General features: G+C 68.6%; 9 protein-coding genes and 1 pseudogene. 6 read left to right on the top strand and 4 right to left on the bottom strand.

Annotated elements, in window-relative coordinates:
* Nucleotides 1–243: 243 nt before the first annotated feature.
* Genes ABZ345_RS42590 through ctaD form a run of 3 tightly spaced genes read left to right on the top strand, consistent with a single transcriptional unit; the run spans nucleotide 244 to nucleotide 7,300 of the window.
* Nucleotides 244–4,173, top strand: a complete 3,930-nt coding sequence (locus tag ABZ345_RS42590) for a caspase family protein (RefSeq protein WP_359860651.1) — start codon at nucleotides 244–246, stop codon at nucleotides 4,171–4,173.
* Entirely contained in the window at nucleotides 4,174–5,499 is a 1,326-nt protein-coding gene (locus ABZ345_RS42595; protein ID WP_359860653.1) for a hypothetical protein, read from the top strand. It abuts the gene before it with no gap.
* A 37-nt stretch (nucleotides 5,500–5,536) separates the two neighbouring features.
* Complete coding sequence (gene ctaD / locus ABZ345_RS42600) at nucleotides 5,537–7,300, top strand: cytochrome c oxidase subunit I (protein WP_359860655.1); 1,764 nt, start codon at nucleotides 5,537–5,539, stop codon at nucleotides 7,298–7,300.
* Here the strand turns inward: ctaD and ABZ345_RS42605 are convergent.
* Entirely contained in the window at nucleotides 7,271–7,873 is a 603-nt protein-coding gene (locus ABZ345_RS42605; RefSeq protein WP_359860657.1) for a TetR/AcrR family transcriptional regulator, read from the bottom strand. The two genes, ctaD and ABZ345_RS42605, sit on opposite strands and share 30 nt — an antisense overlap.
* A 52-nt stretch (nucleotides 7,874–7,925) precedes the next feature.
* On the opposite strand from ABZ345_RS42605, the gene ABZ345_RS42610 reads away from it, so the two are divergent.
* Nucleotides 7,926–9,341: an NAD(P)/FAD-dependent oxidoreductase gene (locus ABZ345_RS42610; RefSeq protein ID WP_359860659.1), complete on the top strand. Its 1,416-nt coding sequence runs from the start codon at nucleotides 7,926–7,928 to the stop codon at nucleotides 9,339–9,341.
* On the opposite strand, the gene ABZ345_RS42615 is transcribed toward ABZ345_RS42610, so the two are convergent.
* The 3 genes from ABZ345_RS42615 to ABZ345_RS42625 form a co-directional block, all read right to left on the bottom strand.
* A complete protein-coding gene (locus ABZ345_RS42615) occupies nucleotides 9,265–10,821 on the bottom strand; it encodes a beta-ketoacyl synthase N-terminal-like domain-containing protein (protein WP_359860661.1) in 1,557 nt (518 codons plus the stop codon). The genes ABZ345_RS42610 and ABZ345_RS42615 overlap by 77 nt on opposite strands.
* Nucleotides 10,814–15,121 (bottom strand): amino acid adenylation domain-containing protein, encoded by a 4,308-nt coding sequence (locus ABZ345_RS42620; RefSeq protein WP_359860663.1) that lies wholly within the window; start codon nucleotides 15,119–15,121, stop codon nucleotides 10,814–10,816. The genes ABZ345_RS42615 and ABZ345_RS42620 overlap by 8 nt, the downstream gene beginning before the upstream one ends.
* Nucleotides 15,122–15,202: 81 nt before the next feature.
* Nucleotides 15,203–16,015: a hypothetical protein gene (locus tag ABZ345_RS42625; protein ID WP_359860665.1), complete on the bottom strand. Its 813-nt coding sequence runs from the start codon at nucleotides 16,013–16,015 to the stop codon at nucleotides 15,203–15,205.
* A 75-nt stretch (nucleotides 16,016–16,090) separates the two neighbouring features.
* Here ABZ345_RS42625 and ABZ345_RS42630 point away from each other — a divergent pair, with 75 nt between their 5' ends.
* On the top strand, nucleotides 16,091–16,627 hold the full coding sequence (locus ABZ345_RS42630; RefSeq protein WP_359860667.1) for a DUF4240 domain-containing protein: 537 nt from the start codon (nucleotides 16,091–16,093) through the stop codon (nucleotides 16,625–16,627).
* A gap of 222 nt (nucleotides 16,628–16,849) precedes the next feature.
* Nucleotides 16,850–17,265, top strand: a pseudogene (locus ABZ345_RS42635) (IS982 family transposase); the annotation flags it as partial.

Genomic DNA, 17,265 nt, shown 5'->3' on the forward strand with positions numbered 1-17,265 from the left:
TTCCCGGCGGGCGGCTCGCCTGAGCCAGCGGACCCGACGCACCGCCCCCGCCTGGGCATCACCGCCTGGACAGGCTCACCGCCTCCTGCCCTGAGCACACCACCCCGGCAGGCCCTCCACCCTCGCCCGCACCCATCCCGCCGACAGGCCCCGAGCGATCCACCGAACGGGGTTCGTCCGTGTGAGTTAACCGGCGTAACACCCCCTGTCCTGCAGCGACGTGAGGACAGGGGGTTGTGCAGCATGCAGGAAAGGGTCAGAGGCAGGTTCGTCGGCATCGGCGTCGGCTCCTACGAGCTGGTGCAGCCGCTGCAGCACGCCGTGAGCGACGTGCGGGAGCTGCGTGCCCTGCTCAAGGGGTACGAGGGCGAGCCGCTGGCCGACCCTACCGAGGCCCAGATCCGCGAGCAGATGAAGGCGCTCAGCCGGACGCCGCAGGACGGTGGCGCGCTGGTGGCGTTGTGGAGCGGGCACGCGATCCCCGTCGCGAACAACCTCAGGCTCCTGGCCAGGGACAACGACGGTCGTTTCGACGGCATCATGCTGCACGAGTTCGCGCTGTGGTGTGCCGCGTCGGGCGCGCACCAGGTGCTCATCATCATCGACGCCTGCTACTCGGGCGCCCAGCTGGATGAGGCTGTTCGCACGGTTGCCTCGGTCCAGGAGGAGTTGCTGGCGGGCCAGGTGCACTGGGCGGGCGTGCTGGTGTCGTGTTCGAGCGTCGAGACGGCGCGTGACGGGCTGTTCGGCGGCCAGTTGCGCAAGCTGCTGCGTGCTGGTCCCACGGCTGATGAGGACGCGCGGCGGTGGAGCGACCGCACGGCGCTCGTTGACGGTGGCGCGGTGGGAACGGCGTTGCTGAACGCGTGGGACAGCGACGTCCAGCGGCCGCGCTTCATGCAGTACGGCTCTGCACAGCCGATGCTGCCGAACCCTCTCTACGCCGCGAACACGGTCGTGAAGCACCTGCTGCTCGCCGCGAGAGGTGGTGACTCGGCGGACGGGCGCTCGTGGTTCACCGGCCGCACCGCCCAGGTCGACAAGGTCGTGAGCTGGGTCAAGTGCGGTATCCCCGGGCTGCGGGTGGTCACCGGGTCGCCTGGCACGGGCAAGTCCGCCGTGGTCGGCCGGGTCGTGAGCCTCTCCAACGGAGCCGAACGCGACTTGCTGCTGACCGCCGGGCCGTCGTTCCGGCACGCCGACCCCGGACCAGACTCGGTGGACGCCGCCGTGCACGCCCGCGCGATGGACGCCGACCGCGTGGCCGACCTGCTGAGCCGTCAGCTGGTCGGGGCCGGGCTGATCCCCGAGCCCGACGGGTCACGCCGCAGCGCCGCCGAGCTGGTCGGTGTCGTCAGCACGCTCACGTCGCCGCCGGTGCTGGTGATCGACGGCCTGGACGAGGCGCGCGGCGAGTCGTTCTCGATCGCCACCTCGCTGCTGACCAAGCTCGCGAGCTACGCCGTCGTGATCGTCTCGACGCGGCAGGCACACCGGGTCGCCGGTGGTGCGCCGCTGCTGACCGAGCTGTCGCCGGTCGAGACCCTCGACCTCGACGCGGCCGACAACGCGGCCGATGTCCGCGAGTACGTGCTGGCACGGCTGGGACCGAGCGCCTCGCAGTCCACTGTGGACGAACTCGCGAAGCTGCCCTTCCTGACCGCGTGGATGATCACGGACCAGGTGCTCGCCGACGGTGGCGCCGATCTCAAGCTGTCGCTCGACGCGGCGTTCGACCGTGAGCTCGCGAAGGTGCCGTCTGCCCGTGCGCTGCTGACCGCGCTGACGTGGAGCTACGGCGCGGGATTCCCCGAGGAGGAGTGGCGAGCGGTCGCTGAAGCGTTGTCCGGCGAGCAATTCAGCCGTGACGACATCACCGCCGTACTCACCGAACTGGGCCGTCACATCGTGCAGGACGGCGAGGAAGGCACGGCCGTATTCAAGCTGACGCACCAGACGTTCGCGGATCACCTCAGGCCGCAGTTCGCGCCGAGCAAGGACGTCGTGTTCGCGCCCGGCGCGGAGAAGGTGGCGTGCGCGCTCATCAGGTTGTACCGGCAGCGGATGGAAGCCGGTGTGCCGCCGGACGTGCCGGGCTATCTGTGGAAGTACGCGTGGCGGCACTGCGGGCACGCGGGCGCGAAGGCCCTGGACGGGTTGCGCGAGCTCGCGCAGATGAACGCGATGCTCGTACCGGACATCGCGCTCGCCGCGACGACGGCGGCCGGTGAGCTGACGCACTGGGGCCGCGGCGACGAGGCCTTCGACCCGTTGGAGGAGGCCGCCGCCAACTTCCGCACACTGGTGCCGACGATCCGCATGTACCTGGCGGACTTGGCTTTCGTGCTCAACAAGCTCGGCCGGCGGTACCGGGAGGCAGGCCGGTTGCAGCAGGCCGTGGCACCCGCGGAGGAAGCTGTCGTGCGGTACCGCGAGCTGGTCGCGTCGACTCCGACGACAGCGGAAACCCTTACGCACAAACGGCTTGCGCAACGCATCGCGAAGACGACGATGCACGGCGGTGACAACCCGACCTACGCCGCACACCTCAGCGGCGCGTTAGTGGATCTGAGCGAGATCTACGCGATGTTGGGCCGTAGGCACGAAGCGTTGTCCACGGCGAGGGACGCGGTGGCCGCCGCGACCACCCAGACCGCCGGCTCCACCGACTCCGACGCCCCGCTCGCCCGCGCCATGACGTCCCTGGCCGCGCGCTGCAGCGAGACCGGCCGCCGCTACGAGGCCATGCAACGCTCCAAGCAGGCCGTCGAGCTCTACTACTCCCTCGCCCAGACGAACCCGGTCTTCCTGGCCGACCTCGTCAGCGCGCTCGTCGAGCTGAGCCGCGACTACCTCGCGCTGGGCAGGCTGTTCGAGGCCGGCCGCATCACCGGCCAGGCCGCGGAGATCAGCGGCACGCTCGGCCGCCACGCCGCGTTCCGCCCGCAGCTCGCCGACGCAGCGCTGAGCCTGAGCGTCTCGTACAGCATGATCAATCGAAAGGACGAGGCGCTCACCGCCGCGAGGCAGGCGGCGGACCTCGCGGACGGGCTGCGCGTGCACGGCCAGGCCCTGCACAACCTCATGCGCCGCCAGCGCGACGCCGACAAGCCCCGGGAAGCGCTCGCGACCGGGCTGCGGACCATCGAGGTCTGCCTGGAGAACACCGACAGGCTCTCCACGCTGGCGGCGGCGCTGTTCACGCTCGACACGATCTGCGCCGGCCTCAAACAGCCCGAGATCGTCGACGAGACCTGGGACCGCGTGACCGCCCGGTTCACCGGAGCGCACCTCGCGACACTGCTGATGCTGCGGGCCGCGTCGACGAAGGCGGGCGATCCGGCCGCGGCGAAGTGGCTGTGCCAGGCGCTGACGCACGTCGGCCAGTCCCGGCAGGCAATCCACGACGTGCACGAGATCGCGCGCCGCCACTACGACAGCGGGCCGTGGCCGTGGGACACCTCGCCGGACTGGCTGACCGTCGACCGGTCGCTGCTCGCCACCGCCCGCAAGTGGGTGTTCGCGCGCTCGTACGCCGAGGAACGCGCGGTGCTGCTCGACCACCCCGAACTGCTGTCGACCGACGCGGACGTCGCCGTCACCGAGGCGCTGTACGGGACGAGCCTGACCGAGGCCCAGGTCATCCAGTCGCGCCGCACGACCGCGCAGCAGCAGGGCGTTCAGCTCGCGTACCGGCCGTGGCTGCTGGCGAGCCTCGCGGACGAGTTCGTCGACGCCACCCCCGCCCGCCGCCGCGAACTGCTCGCGACGCGCCGGGAGGAGCTGCTGGACAAGGAAGTGCTCAAGAACGTCCGCGACAACCGGCCCGTGCACGCGTTGCTGCTGCTGGCCGACGAGGACTCGGACGTGCTCGACCTCGTGCTCGACGCGCTGGAAAGCCCGGACCGCACGACGGACATCCTGCGAGGGCTGGCGGCGGGCGCCACACCCCAAGCCCTCACCCAGGCCGTCACGGCGGTGGAGCCCCACGCGTTGGCCGCGCTGTACAAGGTGGTCGCGCGGGCCAGGGCGGGCGACACACGGCTGGCGTTGCCGCCGACGGACCAGCGCCTGGCGTGGATCCACGAGCTGACGTTCCTGGTGCCCGCGAACCTCAAGCTGCTCACGCTGATCCGCAAGCTCGCCGAAGAACCCCAGGGAGCGGAGTCGTAGATGAACCACCTGGTCGTCGTCCTGCCCGGCATTCTCGGCAGCACGCTCAAGGACCGCGACGGCATGGTCTGGGAGGTGTCCGGAAAGGCGGCGCTGAAGGCCGTCCTGACGCTGGGCCGCAGCCTGAAGCGGCTCAGGCTGCCGGCGGGCATCGGCGACGAGCACCCCGGCGACGGCATCGAACCCGTGGCGCTGATGTCGGACCTGCACGTCATCCCCGGCATCTGGACGCCTTTGAAGGGCTACGACCGGGTCACCAAACGACTGAACTCGCTCGGCTACGCGGTCGAGAAGGGCACCCTCCTGCTCTTCGCCTACGACTGGCGCCTGTCGAACCGCTACAACGGCGCGCTGCTGGCCCGCAAGGTGGACGAGGCGCTGGACAAGCTCGGTCCGGACGCCAAGGTCAGCTTCGTGTGCCACTCGATGGGCGGCCTGGTCGCGCGCTGGTGCATCGAGCAGTGCGGGATGGCCGAGCGCACGGCCAAGCTGATCACGATGGGCACGCCCTACCGAGGGGCCGCGTCGGCGTTGGAACAGCTGGTCAACGGGGTGCGCAAGGGCCTCGGGCCGCTCGCGATCGACCTCACCGAGTTCGCCAGGTCGCTGCCCTCGCTGCACCAGCTGATGCCCGAGTACGCGTGCATCGCGTCACCGAACGGCCTGGTCAAGACGACCGAGACCACGTTGCCCGAGCTCGACGCGAAGATGGTCGCCGACGCGATGGCGTTCCACGGCGCGCTCACCGACTCGTTCGCCGACCAGACCTACGCGATCCTCGGCGGCAAGCAACCCACGGCCACGACCGCGAAGATCGCCGACGGCAAGGTGACCTGCTATCGCGACTACGAGGGCGAGGAGCTCTACGGCGACGCCACCGTGCCGATGGTCGGGGCCGCGCGCAAGGGGCTGACGTTGTCGTCGAACACGCTGCACCGCGTCGTCGAGCAGCACACGTCGTTGCAGGACAACTCGACGGTGCTGGACATGGTCGAGTCGTTCCTGACCTCGAAAACGATCATCCCGCGCAACGTCACCGCGACGGAACCGCAGCTCATCGTGCCCGACCTGGCGCTGGCCGGGGAGGACCTCGAGGTCACCGTCGAGCTGAAGGACACGACCCCGCGGGCGTTGAAGGTGGCGCTGATCGACGAGAACGGCAAACAGGTCGAATCACGCAGCCCGGCGATCTCCGAGAGCATGACGATCAAATTCGGCGGAATGACTCCCGGCGCCTACTACGTGCAGGTCAGCGGCATTTCCGTGGGCGCGCCGGTGGTCCCGGTGACCTCCGCGGTGCTCGTCATGGATTGCCCCGAGGTCTGACCGGGAGGACGATTGGTCCCTGTCGCGAGGAGGCGAGATGACCACGATCAAGCCCACGCCTGTGGTCCCACATCCGGGGGCGGCCCGCGCCCGGCCGAAGGGCTCGTACTTCCTCTCGCTCTTCAAGACGACAGATCCCAAACAGATCGGGATCATGTACCTGACCACGTCGTTCGCGTTCTTCATGGTCGGCGGCGTGATGGCGCTGCTGATGCGCGGCGAGCTGGCGCGGCCGGGCCTGCAGTTCCTGTCGAACGAGCAGTACAACCAGCTGTTCACCATGCACGGCACGATCATGCTTCTGCTGTACGCGACGCCGATCCTGTTCGGGTTCGCGAACTACATCCTGCCGTTGCAGATCGGCTCGCCGGACGTCGCGTTCCCGCGCCTGAACGCCTTCTCGTACTGGCTGTACCTGTTCGGCGGCATCACCGTGGTCGCCGGGTTCATCACGCCGGGCGGCGCGGCGGACTTCGGCTGGTTCGCCTACACGCCGCTGTCGAGCGCGTTGCACTCGCCGGGCGTCGGCGCCGACATGTGGATCATGGGCCTGGCGGTGTCCGGTCTGGGCACGATCCTCGGCGCGGTCAACATGACCACGACCGTCATCACGCTGCGCGCGCCGGGCATGACGATGTTCCGGATGCCGGTCTTCACCTGGAACATCCTGGTGACGTCCATCCTGATCCTGCTGGCGTTCCCGATCCTCACCGCGGCCCTGATGGGTCTGGCGGCGGACCGGCACCTCGGGGCGCACGTGTTCGACCCGGCCAACGGCGGCGTGATCCTGTGGCAGCACCTGTTCTGGTTCTTCGGCCATCCCGAGGTGTACATCGTCGCCTTGCCGTTCTTCGGGATCGTGACGGAGATCTTCCCGGTGTTCAGCCGCAAACCGCTGTTCGGCTACAAGGGCCTGGTGTTCGCGACGCTGGCGATCGCGATGCTGTCCGTGGCGGTGTGGGCGCACCACATGTACGCCACCGGTGCCGTGCTGCTGCCGTTCTTCTCGCTGATGACGTTCCTGATCGCCGTGCCGACGGGCATCAAGTTCTTCAACTGGATCGGCACGATGTGGCGCGGCCAGCTGTCGTTCGAGACGCCGATGCTGTTCAGCGTCGGGTTCCTGGTGACGTTCCTCTTCGGTGGCCTGACGGGCATCCTGCTCGCCGCGCCCGCCGTCGACTTCCACGTGTCCGACACGTACTTCGTGGTGGCGCACTTCCACTACGTGCTGTTCGGCACCATCGTGTTCGCCACCTACGCCGGCATCTACTTCTGGTTCCCGAAGATGACCGGCCGGATGCTCAACGAGCCGCTGGGCAAGCTGCACTTCTGGACCACGTTCCTGGGCTTCCACGGCACGTTCCTGGTGCAGCACTGGCTGGGCAACGAGGGCATGCCGCGCCGCTACGCCGACTACCTCGCCTCCGACGGCTTCACGACCCTGAACATGATCTCCACGGTCAGCTCGTTCCTGCTCGGCCTGTCCGTGATTCCGTTCGTGTTCAACGTGTTCAGGTCGTACCGCTACGGCGACCCGGCCCCGCAGGACGACCCGTGGGGCTACGGCAACTCGCTGGAGTGGGCCACGACGTCTCCCCCGCCGCGGCACAACTTCAAGGAGCTGCCGCGGATCCGGTCGGAGCGCCCGGCGTTCGAGCTGCACTACCCGCACATGGTGGAGCGGATGCGCGAGGAGGCGCACTTCTCGTTGACCCATCCCGGGAAACACCGCGCCGCACCGGACGACACGACCGAGAAGGTGCTGGCGTCAACGGAGCGGGAGTCCGACCCCGAGTAGCACCCTGACGGTGTTGGTGAGGACGCGGACCGGGGGCGCGCCCTCGACGAACCGCTGCACGCCGAGGCCGATTCCGAGGCTCAGCAGGGCCCTGGCGACGTCTTCGGTGGGCATGACGGGTGTGAGGCCGAGCTCCTCGGTCTGCTGGTCGATGAGGCCTTTCAGCGCGTCGGCCACTGCCGCGTCCCGGCGCGCCAGCTCGGCGCGCAGGTCCGGGTCCTTGCGGGCCTGCAGGGCGAACTCGACCTCGAACTGGGTGCGCGGGGCGTCGCCGATCATGGTCTCGGCGTAGGCCTCGAACGCGTCGAGGCGTTCCTCGATGGTCGTGCCGCTGGTGAAGACCCTGACGATCTCGGTGATGCGCTCGGCGTAGAGAGCGTCGAGGACGATCAGGCAGAGCTCGTCCTTGCTGGTGAAGTTCGAGTACACCGCCCCCTTGGAGAAGCCCGCCGCGTCGGCGACCTTCTCCAGCGAGGTGGCGTGGTAGCCGTCGCGCAGGAACAACCGTTGTGCCGTCTCGGTGAGCAACGTCCTGGTGCGCGCCTGGCTCTCCGCTCGGGTCAACCGTGCCATGGTGCGCAGCATACGTTGACATGCCGACAGAATCTAAATACCTTCGGTATCTGTGGACGTACTCGTGATCGGAGCGGGACCAGCGGGCATCGGTGCGGCCATCAGGCTGCGCGAACTGGGGTTTGACGCGCACGTCATCGAGAAGGCTTCTTCGTTGGGCGGGACCTGGAGGGACAACGTCTATCCGGGATGTGCCTGCGACATTCCGTCGGCGTTGTACTCGTACTCGTTCGCGCCTCGGCGGTGGAGTTCGGCGTTCTCCCGTCAGCCGGAGATCTTGGAGTACCTGCGGGAGACGGCTGCGGCGCATGGCGTCGTGCCGCAGTACGACACCGAACTGCTGGACGCGGTGTGGGACGGGTCGCGGTGGCAGGTTCGGACGTCGTCGGGGGTTCTCTCCGCACGGGCGATCGTGTCGGCCACCGGACCGTGGCACGAGCCGAAGATCCCGCTGGACGCGTCGGTCTTCGAAGGCGAGATCTTCCATTCCGCGCGGTGGCGGGACTTCTCCGGGCGACGGGTCGCGGTGGTCGGGACGGGTGCGTCGGCGGTGCAGTTCGTGCCGGAGATCCAGCCTGCGGTCGACCAGCTGTACCTGTTCCAGCGCACGGCTCCCTGGGTGTTGCCGAAGCCGTCCGTGAAGCTGCCGCGGTCGGTGGTGTTCGGGTTGCTGGAACTGTTCAGCTACGGGTTCCGGCATCCCTGGGTGATGAAGATGGTGCAGCGGCTTGGACTACTGCAACTGCGGACGATCAAGGATCCCGCGTTGCGTGCCGCGTTGACGCCCGACTTCGTGCTGGGGTGCAAGCGGTTGCTGATGTCGAACACCTACTACCCCGCGCTGGCTCAGCCGAACGTCTCCGTGGTGCCGCACGCGGTTCAGGGGTTCACGGCGGACGGGATCATCGGCGCCGACGGGGTGGAGCGGAAGGTCGACACGATCATCTTCGGGACCGGGTTCCACTTCAGCGACCCGCCGATCGCCTCGCGCGTGCGGGTGGACGGGGTGTCGCTGGCCGAGGTGTGGCGTGGGAGCCCGCAGGCATACCTCGGGACGTCGGTGCACGGGTTTCCGAACCTGTTCCTGTTGCTGGGGCCCAATCTCGGCACCGGGCACTCGTCTGCGTTCACGATCATCGAGACGCAGCTGCGGTACATCGCTTCGGCGTTGACGGCGTTGCGGGACCGCGAGTGGCCCGTGGCGGACGTGCGGCCGACGGTGCAGGCCGCGTTCAACTCATCGGTGCAGGTGGCGTTGCAGCGCACCGTCTACAACGCCGGTGGCTGCACCTCGTACTACCTCGACGCCAACGGGCGGAACTCGACGATGTGGCCGTGGTCGACGGTCCGGATGATGCGCCGGATTCGCGCGTTCGATCCTTCGGACTACTTCATCTCACCGGATCCAGCCAGTGCCGCCGGCGCCGGAACGGATAGCCCGGCAGCGGAACCCTCCGCGCGGGCCTGAACTTCGGCAGCTCCACGCCGTGGGCCCACAGCGTTCCGAGGGCTCGGAGCACGGCGCGTTCGCCTGATGCCGCGGAGATGTCGACGGTGACGGCGTTCGCGGGAAGGTCCGGGGCGGCCGGGCAGAGGTCGTCCGCGATGGCGAGCCAGTGGCCGCAGTCGGTGATGTCCACTTCGGACAGCAGCGTCCCCGTGGCGCCGGACAGCAGCGGGATCCTCGGGGCTCGCGGGGCAGAGTTCGCGATCTGCTTCTCGTAGCTTTCGGGGCACTGGCGCTGGGTGGCCATGGCGATGGCTTCCTCCGCGGTGAGGGCGCCGGCGATGGCGGCGGCCGCGTACTCGCCCATGCCCATGCCCAGCAGCAGCGCCGGGCTGATGCCGGTGGCGAGCAGGCCGCGCGCCGTGGCGATGTCGCGTTCGGTGTTGGTGCCGCTGAACTTCAGCACGATGGCGGCGTTGTCGACGGTCTCAGCCGGGGTGGCGAACTCGACGGGGTCGCCGTCCTGGACGACCGCGAACGTGCGGGTGCGGAAGTTCCTCCTGCCGTTGCGGAGGGTGTGGGCGACGTCGGCCAGTGCGTGGCCGGTGGTCTTGAGCTGCTCGGTGAGCTCGGTGAGCGCCTCGGTGGACCTCGCGGAGACCTGGAGGAGGTGCCAGCCGGTTCTGGGCGTCTCCACGGGTTTCGGGGCCTGTCCGAGGACGACGCAGGCGTGGGCACCGCCGGAGCCCGAGGCGGTGACGCTCGTGGGGCGGGGGCCTTGGCCTTCGGCGGTGGTGATCAGGCCGATCAATCCCGATGCCTGTTCGAAGCCGTGTTCGGAGGCTGCGTCGGCCTCGGACGGGTCCACGCCCGCGATCGCCAGTGCGGTGATAGCGGCGGTGCGCGCGCCCGCGGTGCCGATGGCGTGGGGGCCGGTGCGACCCCGGCCGTCGTTGGCCACGGCGCTGCCCTTGATCACGGCGTGGACGTGGTCGCCGTCGTTCACGGCCTCGTCGAGTCGTTTCAGGACAACGACTCCGACGCCGTTGCCGCCGGCGGACGGGTCGACGGACGCCGCGCCCGCCAGCGCGAGATCGCACTGGTGGCTGAGCAGGTCCTGGCACGCGAGATGGACGGCGACGAGGCCGGACGCGCACGCGGACTGGACGGTCACGACCGGGCCCCGCAGGTCCAGTTCGTAGGCGACACGGGCCGCGAAACCGTCGGGCATGTTGCCCAGCAACGCGTCCGTCGAGCTGTGGCGGGGGTAGACGTGGTCGAGCAGGTAGCGGCTGAGGTTCGTGGTGCCGTAGAGGCCCGCTACGCCGTCCCAGTCGACGTAGCCCGCGCGTTCCATCGCGTGGTAGGCGCATTCGAGGAACAGGCGGTGCTGCGGGTCGAGTTGTGCTGCTTCCTCGTCTGTGTAGCCGAAGAAGTCGGCGTCGAAGTACTCGATGTCGTCCAACCGCAGGGCCGTGCCGATGATCGCGATGTCATCCACGGGGTCCCTTTCTGACGCGTGCGGTGCGGATTCTGGCCGCACGGTCGGTGGTGGCGGTGCCGGGGCCGCGTTCGAGGTGGGCGGCGAGGGTCGCGGGGGTCCGGCAGGTGTGGAGATCGGCGATCGTCACCTGGTCGTCCAGCAGGGTCTGCAGCCTCGTGAGCAGCAGGGAGTCGCCGCCGATGGTGAAGAAGTCGTCGTGGACGCCGACGCGGTCGCGGCCGAGGACCTCCGCGTAGGCCGCGCAGATGTGGTGTTGTGCGGGTGTTGTGGGCGCGTCCTGGCCCGCCAGGTCCAGTCTGCGCAGGAGGGCACGGCTGGTGAGGGCTTTGCGATCGAGCTTGCCGTTGGGAGTCAACGGAAGCGCGTCGGTCGTCTCGATCGACGGCACCATGTGCCTCGGGAGTGTGCGCTGCAGGTGGGTTCTGAGCGCGGCCGGCCGGATTTCTCGTTCTGTCACGACGAAGGCGACGAGAGTGGTGCCGGTGGCGACCACGGCGCTGGTGCGGACGTCGTCGTGGCGGTTGAGGGCGTGTTCGATCTCGGCAGGCTCGACGCGGTGGCCGCGCAGCTTGATCTGGTCGTCTGCGCGGCCGAGGTGGTCCAGGTTGCCGTCGTGGCGCCACCGGGCCAGGTCGCCGGTCCGGTAGGTGGTGAAGCGTTCTCCGTGCAGGTAGCCCTGGGCGACGCCCCTGCCTTCGATGTGCAGTTCACCGGTGACGCCGGGCGGGACGGGGCGGCCTAACGCGTCCAGGACGTGGACCTTGGTGTTCTCGATGGGACGGCCGATCGGGGCGTCCGGACCCGTGATCGGGTCGCTGATGGTGGCGCAGACGGTGGATTCGGTGGGCCCGTACGCATTGAGGAATCTCCTGTTCTTCGACCAACGGGTGGCGATGTCCGGCGGGCAGTGCTCGCCCGCCGAGATGATCGTGGTGCGGGGTGGGATGGCGGTGTCCGGAAGAGCCGCCAGTACGGACGGCGGCAGGGTGACGTGGGTGATCCGCTCCTGGTGGAGGAGGTCGCTCAGCGGGTCGCCGGGCCGCAGGTCGTCGGCGTCGGCGATGACGAGGGTGGCGCCGGTGAGCAGTGCGCTGATGATCTCCCAGAACGCGGCGTCGAAGCTCGGCGACGACCACTGCAGGACGCGGGAGCCTTCGGTGACGCCGAGGGTCCTTCGCTGGGCGATGGCGAGGCTGGCGATGCCTCGGTGGGTCACCTCGACGCCCTTCGGCCTGCCCGTCGAGCCGGAGGTGTAGATCACGTACGCGGTGTCGTCGAAGTGTGGGAGCGGGATTTCTCCTGTGGTGGTGCGAAAGTCCGGGAGCGACTCCAGGGTGAGCTTCGGTTCGGCGTCCTGCTGCATCAGGGCGATGCGGCCGGCCGGGTAGCCGGGGTCGATCGGGACGTAGGCCGCGCCTGCCCTGGTGACGGCGAGCATGGCGATGACCAGTTCCGGGGAGCGGTGCATCTTCAGGGCCACACGGTCGCCGTTCGTGACGCCCCAGTGGTTCAGGCGCTGGGCGAGTTGGTCGACCTGGTCGTGCAGGTCCGCGTAGGAGATGTTCTGGCCGCGGTAGGAGATCGCCGTAGCCTGCGGAGTTCTTTGGGCTTGGGCGGTGAAGAGTTCCGGCAGGGTGTGGTCCGGGACCTCGGTTTCGGTGGCGTTCCAGGACTCGAGGAGGAGGTGCTCTTCGGGATCCAGGGCGTCGATCTCTGCGATCCTCGTGTTGTTCGCGAGGGCTTCGATGATGCGGTTGAGGCGGCGCAGGACCGTGCGGATGTCGTTGTGGCTGAAGAGGTCCGGGCGGTAGTTGAGGTGGGCGGTGAGGTCGCGCTGGACCGCCAGGGACAACGGGTAGTGCGGGGCGTCCAGGCTGTCCACGCTCTCGATTTCGTCCACCGTGGACTCGGGCCAGGCTTCGAGCGTGGTGATGGTGTCGAAGAGCTGGCCAAGGCCTGCTTCCCGTTGGATCTCCGCGAGGCCGACGTGGTGGTGCGCGATGAGGGCGTGCTGTTCGTTTTGGACCCTGCTGAGAAGGTCGTGGGCGCTTTCCTCGGCGCTGAGGGTGATCCGGACCGGGATGGTGTTGATCAGGGCGCCGACGATGTTCTCGACGCCGGGCAGGTCGGCGGGCCTGCCCGACACCGTGGCGCCGAAGACGACGTCGTTCTTGCCGGTCATCGTGACCAGCAGGAGGGCCCAGGCGGTCTGGACGACCGTGTTGAGAGTGACATTCGCTTGCCGCGCAACGTGTCCGGCCCGCGGCAGGGTGCCTTCCAGGCGGGCGTGCGGGCGGGTTCCCGGGCCCGTGGCGACGAGGGTGGGTTCGTCGAGGCCGTTCAGCGCTTTCTGCCAGGCGTCGGTCTTCGGTTGGTTGCGCAGCCACGCCAGGTGGTGGTGGAACGGTGGGAGCAGTGGGAGTTCTTCGTCGTGGTACAGGCCGAAGAGCTCTTTGGCGAGCAGCGGGACCGACCAGCCGTCGAACAGCAGGTGGTGGTAGGTCATCACCAGGACGTTGTTCTGCACGAGGGTGAAACGCAGCAGCGGCGGGGTGGCGAGGTCGAAGCTGACCTCGCGGTCGGTCGCCAACAAGGCTTCGAGGTCTTCGGTCTCCTGCCACGGAACGACCACCCGTTGCTCGACGAACTGCGTCGGGCCGGGGCGGAAGCCGGCGCGCAGGGCGGGGTTGCGGGTGACGAGCATGCGGGCGGCTTGGTGCAGTCTCGCGGCGTCGACCTCGTGCGCGAGGTGGAAGACGAGCTGGACGACGTAGCTGCCGGGTTCGATCAGCGCGTGGAAGTAGAGGCCTTCCTGGAGCGGGGTCAACTCGCCCGCGAAGTCCGCCTGATGAACCTGCGGTGCGGTGTGGACTTTCGTCGCGAGCGTGCGGATGTCGTGGTCGAGGACGTCGCGGACGCTGAGGTGCAGGCCCTTTTCCCTCGCTCGGCTGACCAGTTGGATGGCGCTGATGCTGTCGCCGGCGGTGATGAACCTGTCGTGTGGTGTCAGGTCTTTGCCGAGGATGTCCTTGGCGAGAGCGCAGATCAGGTGTTCGTTCGGTGTTTTCAGGGCGGTTCGGTCGACCTTGTCGGCATGGTTGCGCGGAAGGTGGTCGAGGTGCACGAACTCCGACGGGAAGAGGTAGTCCGGCAGGGTTTTCTCGAGCTCTTCGCGGAGGTTCTCGTTGTCGCTGACCACGTACGCGACGAGCCGGCCGTTGTGCGCGGTGACCGTGCAGTCGTGGGTCAGCGGGCGTAGCGCAGCTTCGACCTCTTCGAGCTCGACCCGGTGGCCGCGGATCTTGACCTGGCGGTCGGCGCGGCCGTGGAACTCGAGCGTGCCGTCCTCGCGCTGGGTGACCCTGTCGCCGGTGCGGTACCAGCCGTCGCGGAACCTGTCGGATTCCCGGTTGTGGTAGCCGAGGGCGAGTTGCGGTCCAGCGACGAGCAGCTCGCCGTCGTCAATTCTCGTGCGCACGCCTGGGAAAGGCTTTCCGATCGGCAGCGGGCCGCTGGTGTCGGTGACCTGGTGGCGGCTGACGAAGACGGTGTTCTCCGTTGGGCCGTAGGCGTTGTAGACCTCGATGCCCGGGCATTCTTCGAGGATTCGTTGTGCCGCTTCGGGTTTGACCACGTCACCGCCGGACCAGACTTCCTTGAGCCCGGTCAGCGCCTGGGGGCGTTCCTGGGCGACGAGGTGGAAGAGCGCTGCCGTGAGGAAGGCCGCGGTGATCCCGTGTCGTCGGATCTCGTGTTCGATGGTGGCGATGTCGACGTCGTGCTCGGGGAAGACGACTTGGCCGCCGTTGAGCAGCGGAACCCAGATCTCGTAAGTGGACGCGTCGAACGCCGTGGAGGCGAGGGCGAGCACTTTCCTGTGGTTGCGCCAGAATTCCTGCTTCGCCATCGCCTCGATGCCGGCGTGGCTGATCATCACGCCCTTGGGCTGCCCGGTGGAGCCTGAGGTGTACATGACGTGAGCGACTTGGTCGCTGACGGACGTGGCTTCCTGGCGGACGAAGTCCTTGCGCGCCTGGGGCCACTTCCGGTCGATCGGCACGTACGCCGCGTCGGCCTTGAGCACGCCGAGGATCTCGATCACGTACTCGATCGAACGCGGGGTGTCGACGACGACGAGGTCGTTCGGTCGGACACCCCGCGCGATCAGCTTGTGCTTCAAGGAGTTCGCCAGCGCGTCGAGCTCCCGGTAGGACACCTCTCTGGTCCCGCGGACCAGTGCGATGGCGTCCGGATCAACAGCGGCGGAAGCGGCGAACAGCCGGGGCACGGTACTCATCGCCCACTGCACGAACCGGTTTCTGTCTCAGTTCGACGCGAACGGCCAAAGGTAGCGCGGGTGCGACGAGCGGATGACCGGTCAGCGACGACCGGGGATCAGCCCGGCCTCGACGACTGCCTTGCTCAGCGGCGCCGCCAGCTCGACGTAACGCTGCTTCTCCTGCTCCGACAGCACGTCGTAAGCCGGCTCGTTCATGTGGTCGGTCGCGTCCTCGATGCTCTGCCGCAGCTCGCGCCCCTTCTCGGTGAACGCGTGCTCATCGTTCACCAGACCGCGGCGCTGCAGGTCCTCGGTCGTCTCGGCCCACTGCTCCTCGGACCACGCGCGCGTCTTCCTGAGCGTCTCGGCGGGGATATCCCCCTCCGCGGCGTGCAGCACCAACGCCTCGATGCCGGTGAGGTTGTGCCTCAAGAGAGCCGCGAGGTGTCCGTCACCCCGGAACTCGCGGAGCAACGTCTGCGCGTGCCACAGCTGCAGGCGCGTCTCCTCCGGCCACGGCAGGCTGGCGTGCGCGGCGAACAACGTCCGTCCGTTCAGCATCTCCGTCGCACGCTCGGCCGCGCGCCTGGCGAGCTCGGTGATCTCCTTGAGGTCGTCCGGCAGCACCTTCTTCAACGCCTCGTCGGCCGCCTCGAGCCTGAGCTCGAGCATCTGCTGCGGCGTGACCGTCTCCCACGCCGCGGGGATGCGCGCCCGGATCAGCGCGGGGTTGAAGTTGTAGAAGGTCGAGATCACGACCTCGGCGCTGACCGGCCCCAGCGCGGCCGCCCGCGACGCGAAGTACCCGCCGGGCCGATCCAGTCCGGCGGCGGTGTACCGGCTCTCCGCCTCGGGAGCGAAGTAGATCATCGCGTGCACGGCTTCGAGGGAACGCCACAGAGACCTGATCATGCTTCCAACCTAGATCGCGTGGGCGCTGTTCGTCAGGCCCCAAAATTGTCAGACCCCTCTGCCATCCTCGAAGACGTGGACTCGAACACCTTCTGGACCCTGATCGCCGACGCCCGCGCGAGCGTCACCGACCCGTCCGACAGCGAGGCCGTGGCCGCCGCCGCCTCGACCCTGCTGGCCGCCCGGCCGCCCGCCGAGATCGTCGCGGCCCAACAGGTCCTGTGGGACCTACTCGCGCTCTCGTACCGCAACCCGCTGTGGGCCGCCGCCTACCTGATCAACGGCGGCTGCTCGGACGACGGCTTCGACTACTTCCGCGGCTGGCTCCTCCTGCAGGGCCGCGAAGTCTTCGAGGCGGCCCTGGCCGACCCCGACTCGCTGGCCGCGCTACCGGCCGTGATCGCGGCCGCCGAGACCGGCATGGAGTTCGAGTGCGAGCTGGCCCTGAACATCGCCTGGAACGCCCACCTGGCCGCCACCGACATGAAGCTCCCCGAGGACGCCTTCACCATCCGCTACCCGGAACTCGACCCGGACTGGGACTTCGACTTCGACGACAGCGCCGAGCTGGCCACCCGTCTCCCCCGCCTGGCGGCCCTGTTCGCCGTCTGACCGTCCCAGGCCGCACCGCGTGACGGTCCCTGAGCCGTACGGCGGGATCGCTGGCCGCGAGGGCGCCCTGTGCCTCGCTGAGGGCCCGCCGCACCGGGCAGGACTTCCCGAGGGGGCAGGGACGCCGCGCCCGCCATAGAACTTCGACGATGACGCCTAGATGGTTGATTCCAAGGGGTAGCCCAGATCCGGGCATGGGACGAGGGTGTCCATGATCATTGTGTGACGAATGAAGTGGACACCCTCGCGACCGCACTCTACGTCAGAACCGACGATCTGCTGGCGGCGGCACCTGATCTTGCGCCGTGGCGGCCGAAGATCGGAATCAAACCCCGGCTGACCGATGCCGAACTGGTCACGCTGGCGGTGATGCAGGCGTTGCTCGGGTTCACCTCCGAGGCCCGCTGGCTGCGGCACGCCCGAGCACATCTGGGCCACCTTTTCCGTTATCTGCCACTGCAACCGGGCTACAACAAGCGGCTGCGCCGGGCCGCGGCACTGATCCGCTCGGTCATCCGGGTCCTGGCCACCGACACGTCGTTGTGGACCGATGACGTGTGGCTGGTCGACTCCACCCCGGTCGAGTGCGGACGGTCCCGCGAGACCTCGAAACGCTCGGATCTGGCCGGGTGGGCACA

The organism is Lentzea sp. NPDC005914 (assembly GCF_040629405.1).
In the GTDB taxonomy this organism is placed as follows: domain Bacteria; phylum Actinomycetota; class Actinomycetes; order Mycobacteriales; family Pseudonocardiaceae; genus Lentzea.

Bases quoted from the DNA above. Each gene is read 5' to 3' on its own strand.
- ABZ345_RS42590 (WP_359860651.1), top strand. From the start codon at position 244: ATGCAGGAAAGGGTCAGAGGCAGGTTCGTCGGCATCGGCGTCGGCTCC.
- ABZ345_RS42595 (WP_359860653.1), top strand. From the start codon at position 4,174: ATGAACCACCTGGTCGTCGTCCTGCCCGGCATTCTCGGCAGCACGCTC.
- ctaD (WP_359860655.1), top strand. From the start codon at position 5,537: ATGACCACGATCAAGCCCACGCCTGTGGTCCCACATCCGGGGGCGGCC.
- ABZ345_RS42605 (WP_359860657.1), bottom strand. From the start codon at position 7,873: ATGGCACGGTTGACCCGAGCGGAGAGCCAGGCGCGCACCAGGACGTTG.
- ABZ345_RS42620 (WP_359860663.1), bottom strand. From the start codon at position 15,121: ATGAGTACCGTGCCCCGGCTGTTCGCCGCTTCCGCCGCTGTTGATCCG.
- ABZ345_RS42625 (WP_359860665.1), bottom strand. From the start codon at position 16,015: ATGATCAGGTCTCTGTGGCGTTCCCTCGAAGCCGTGCACGCGATGATC.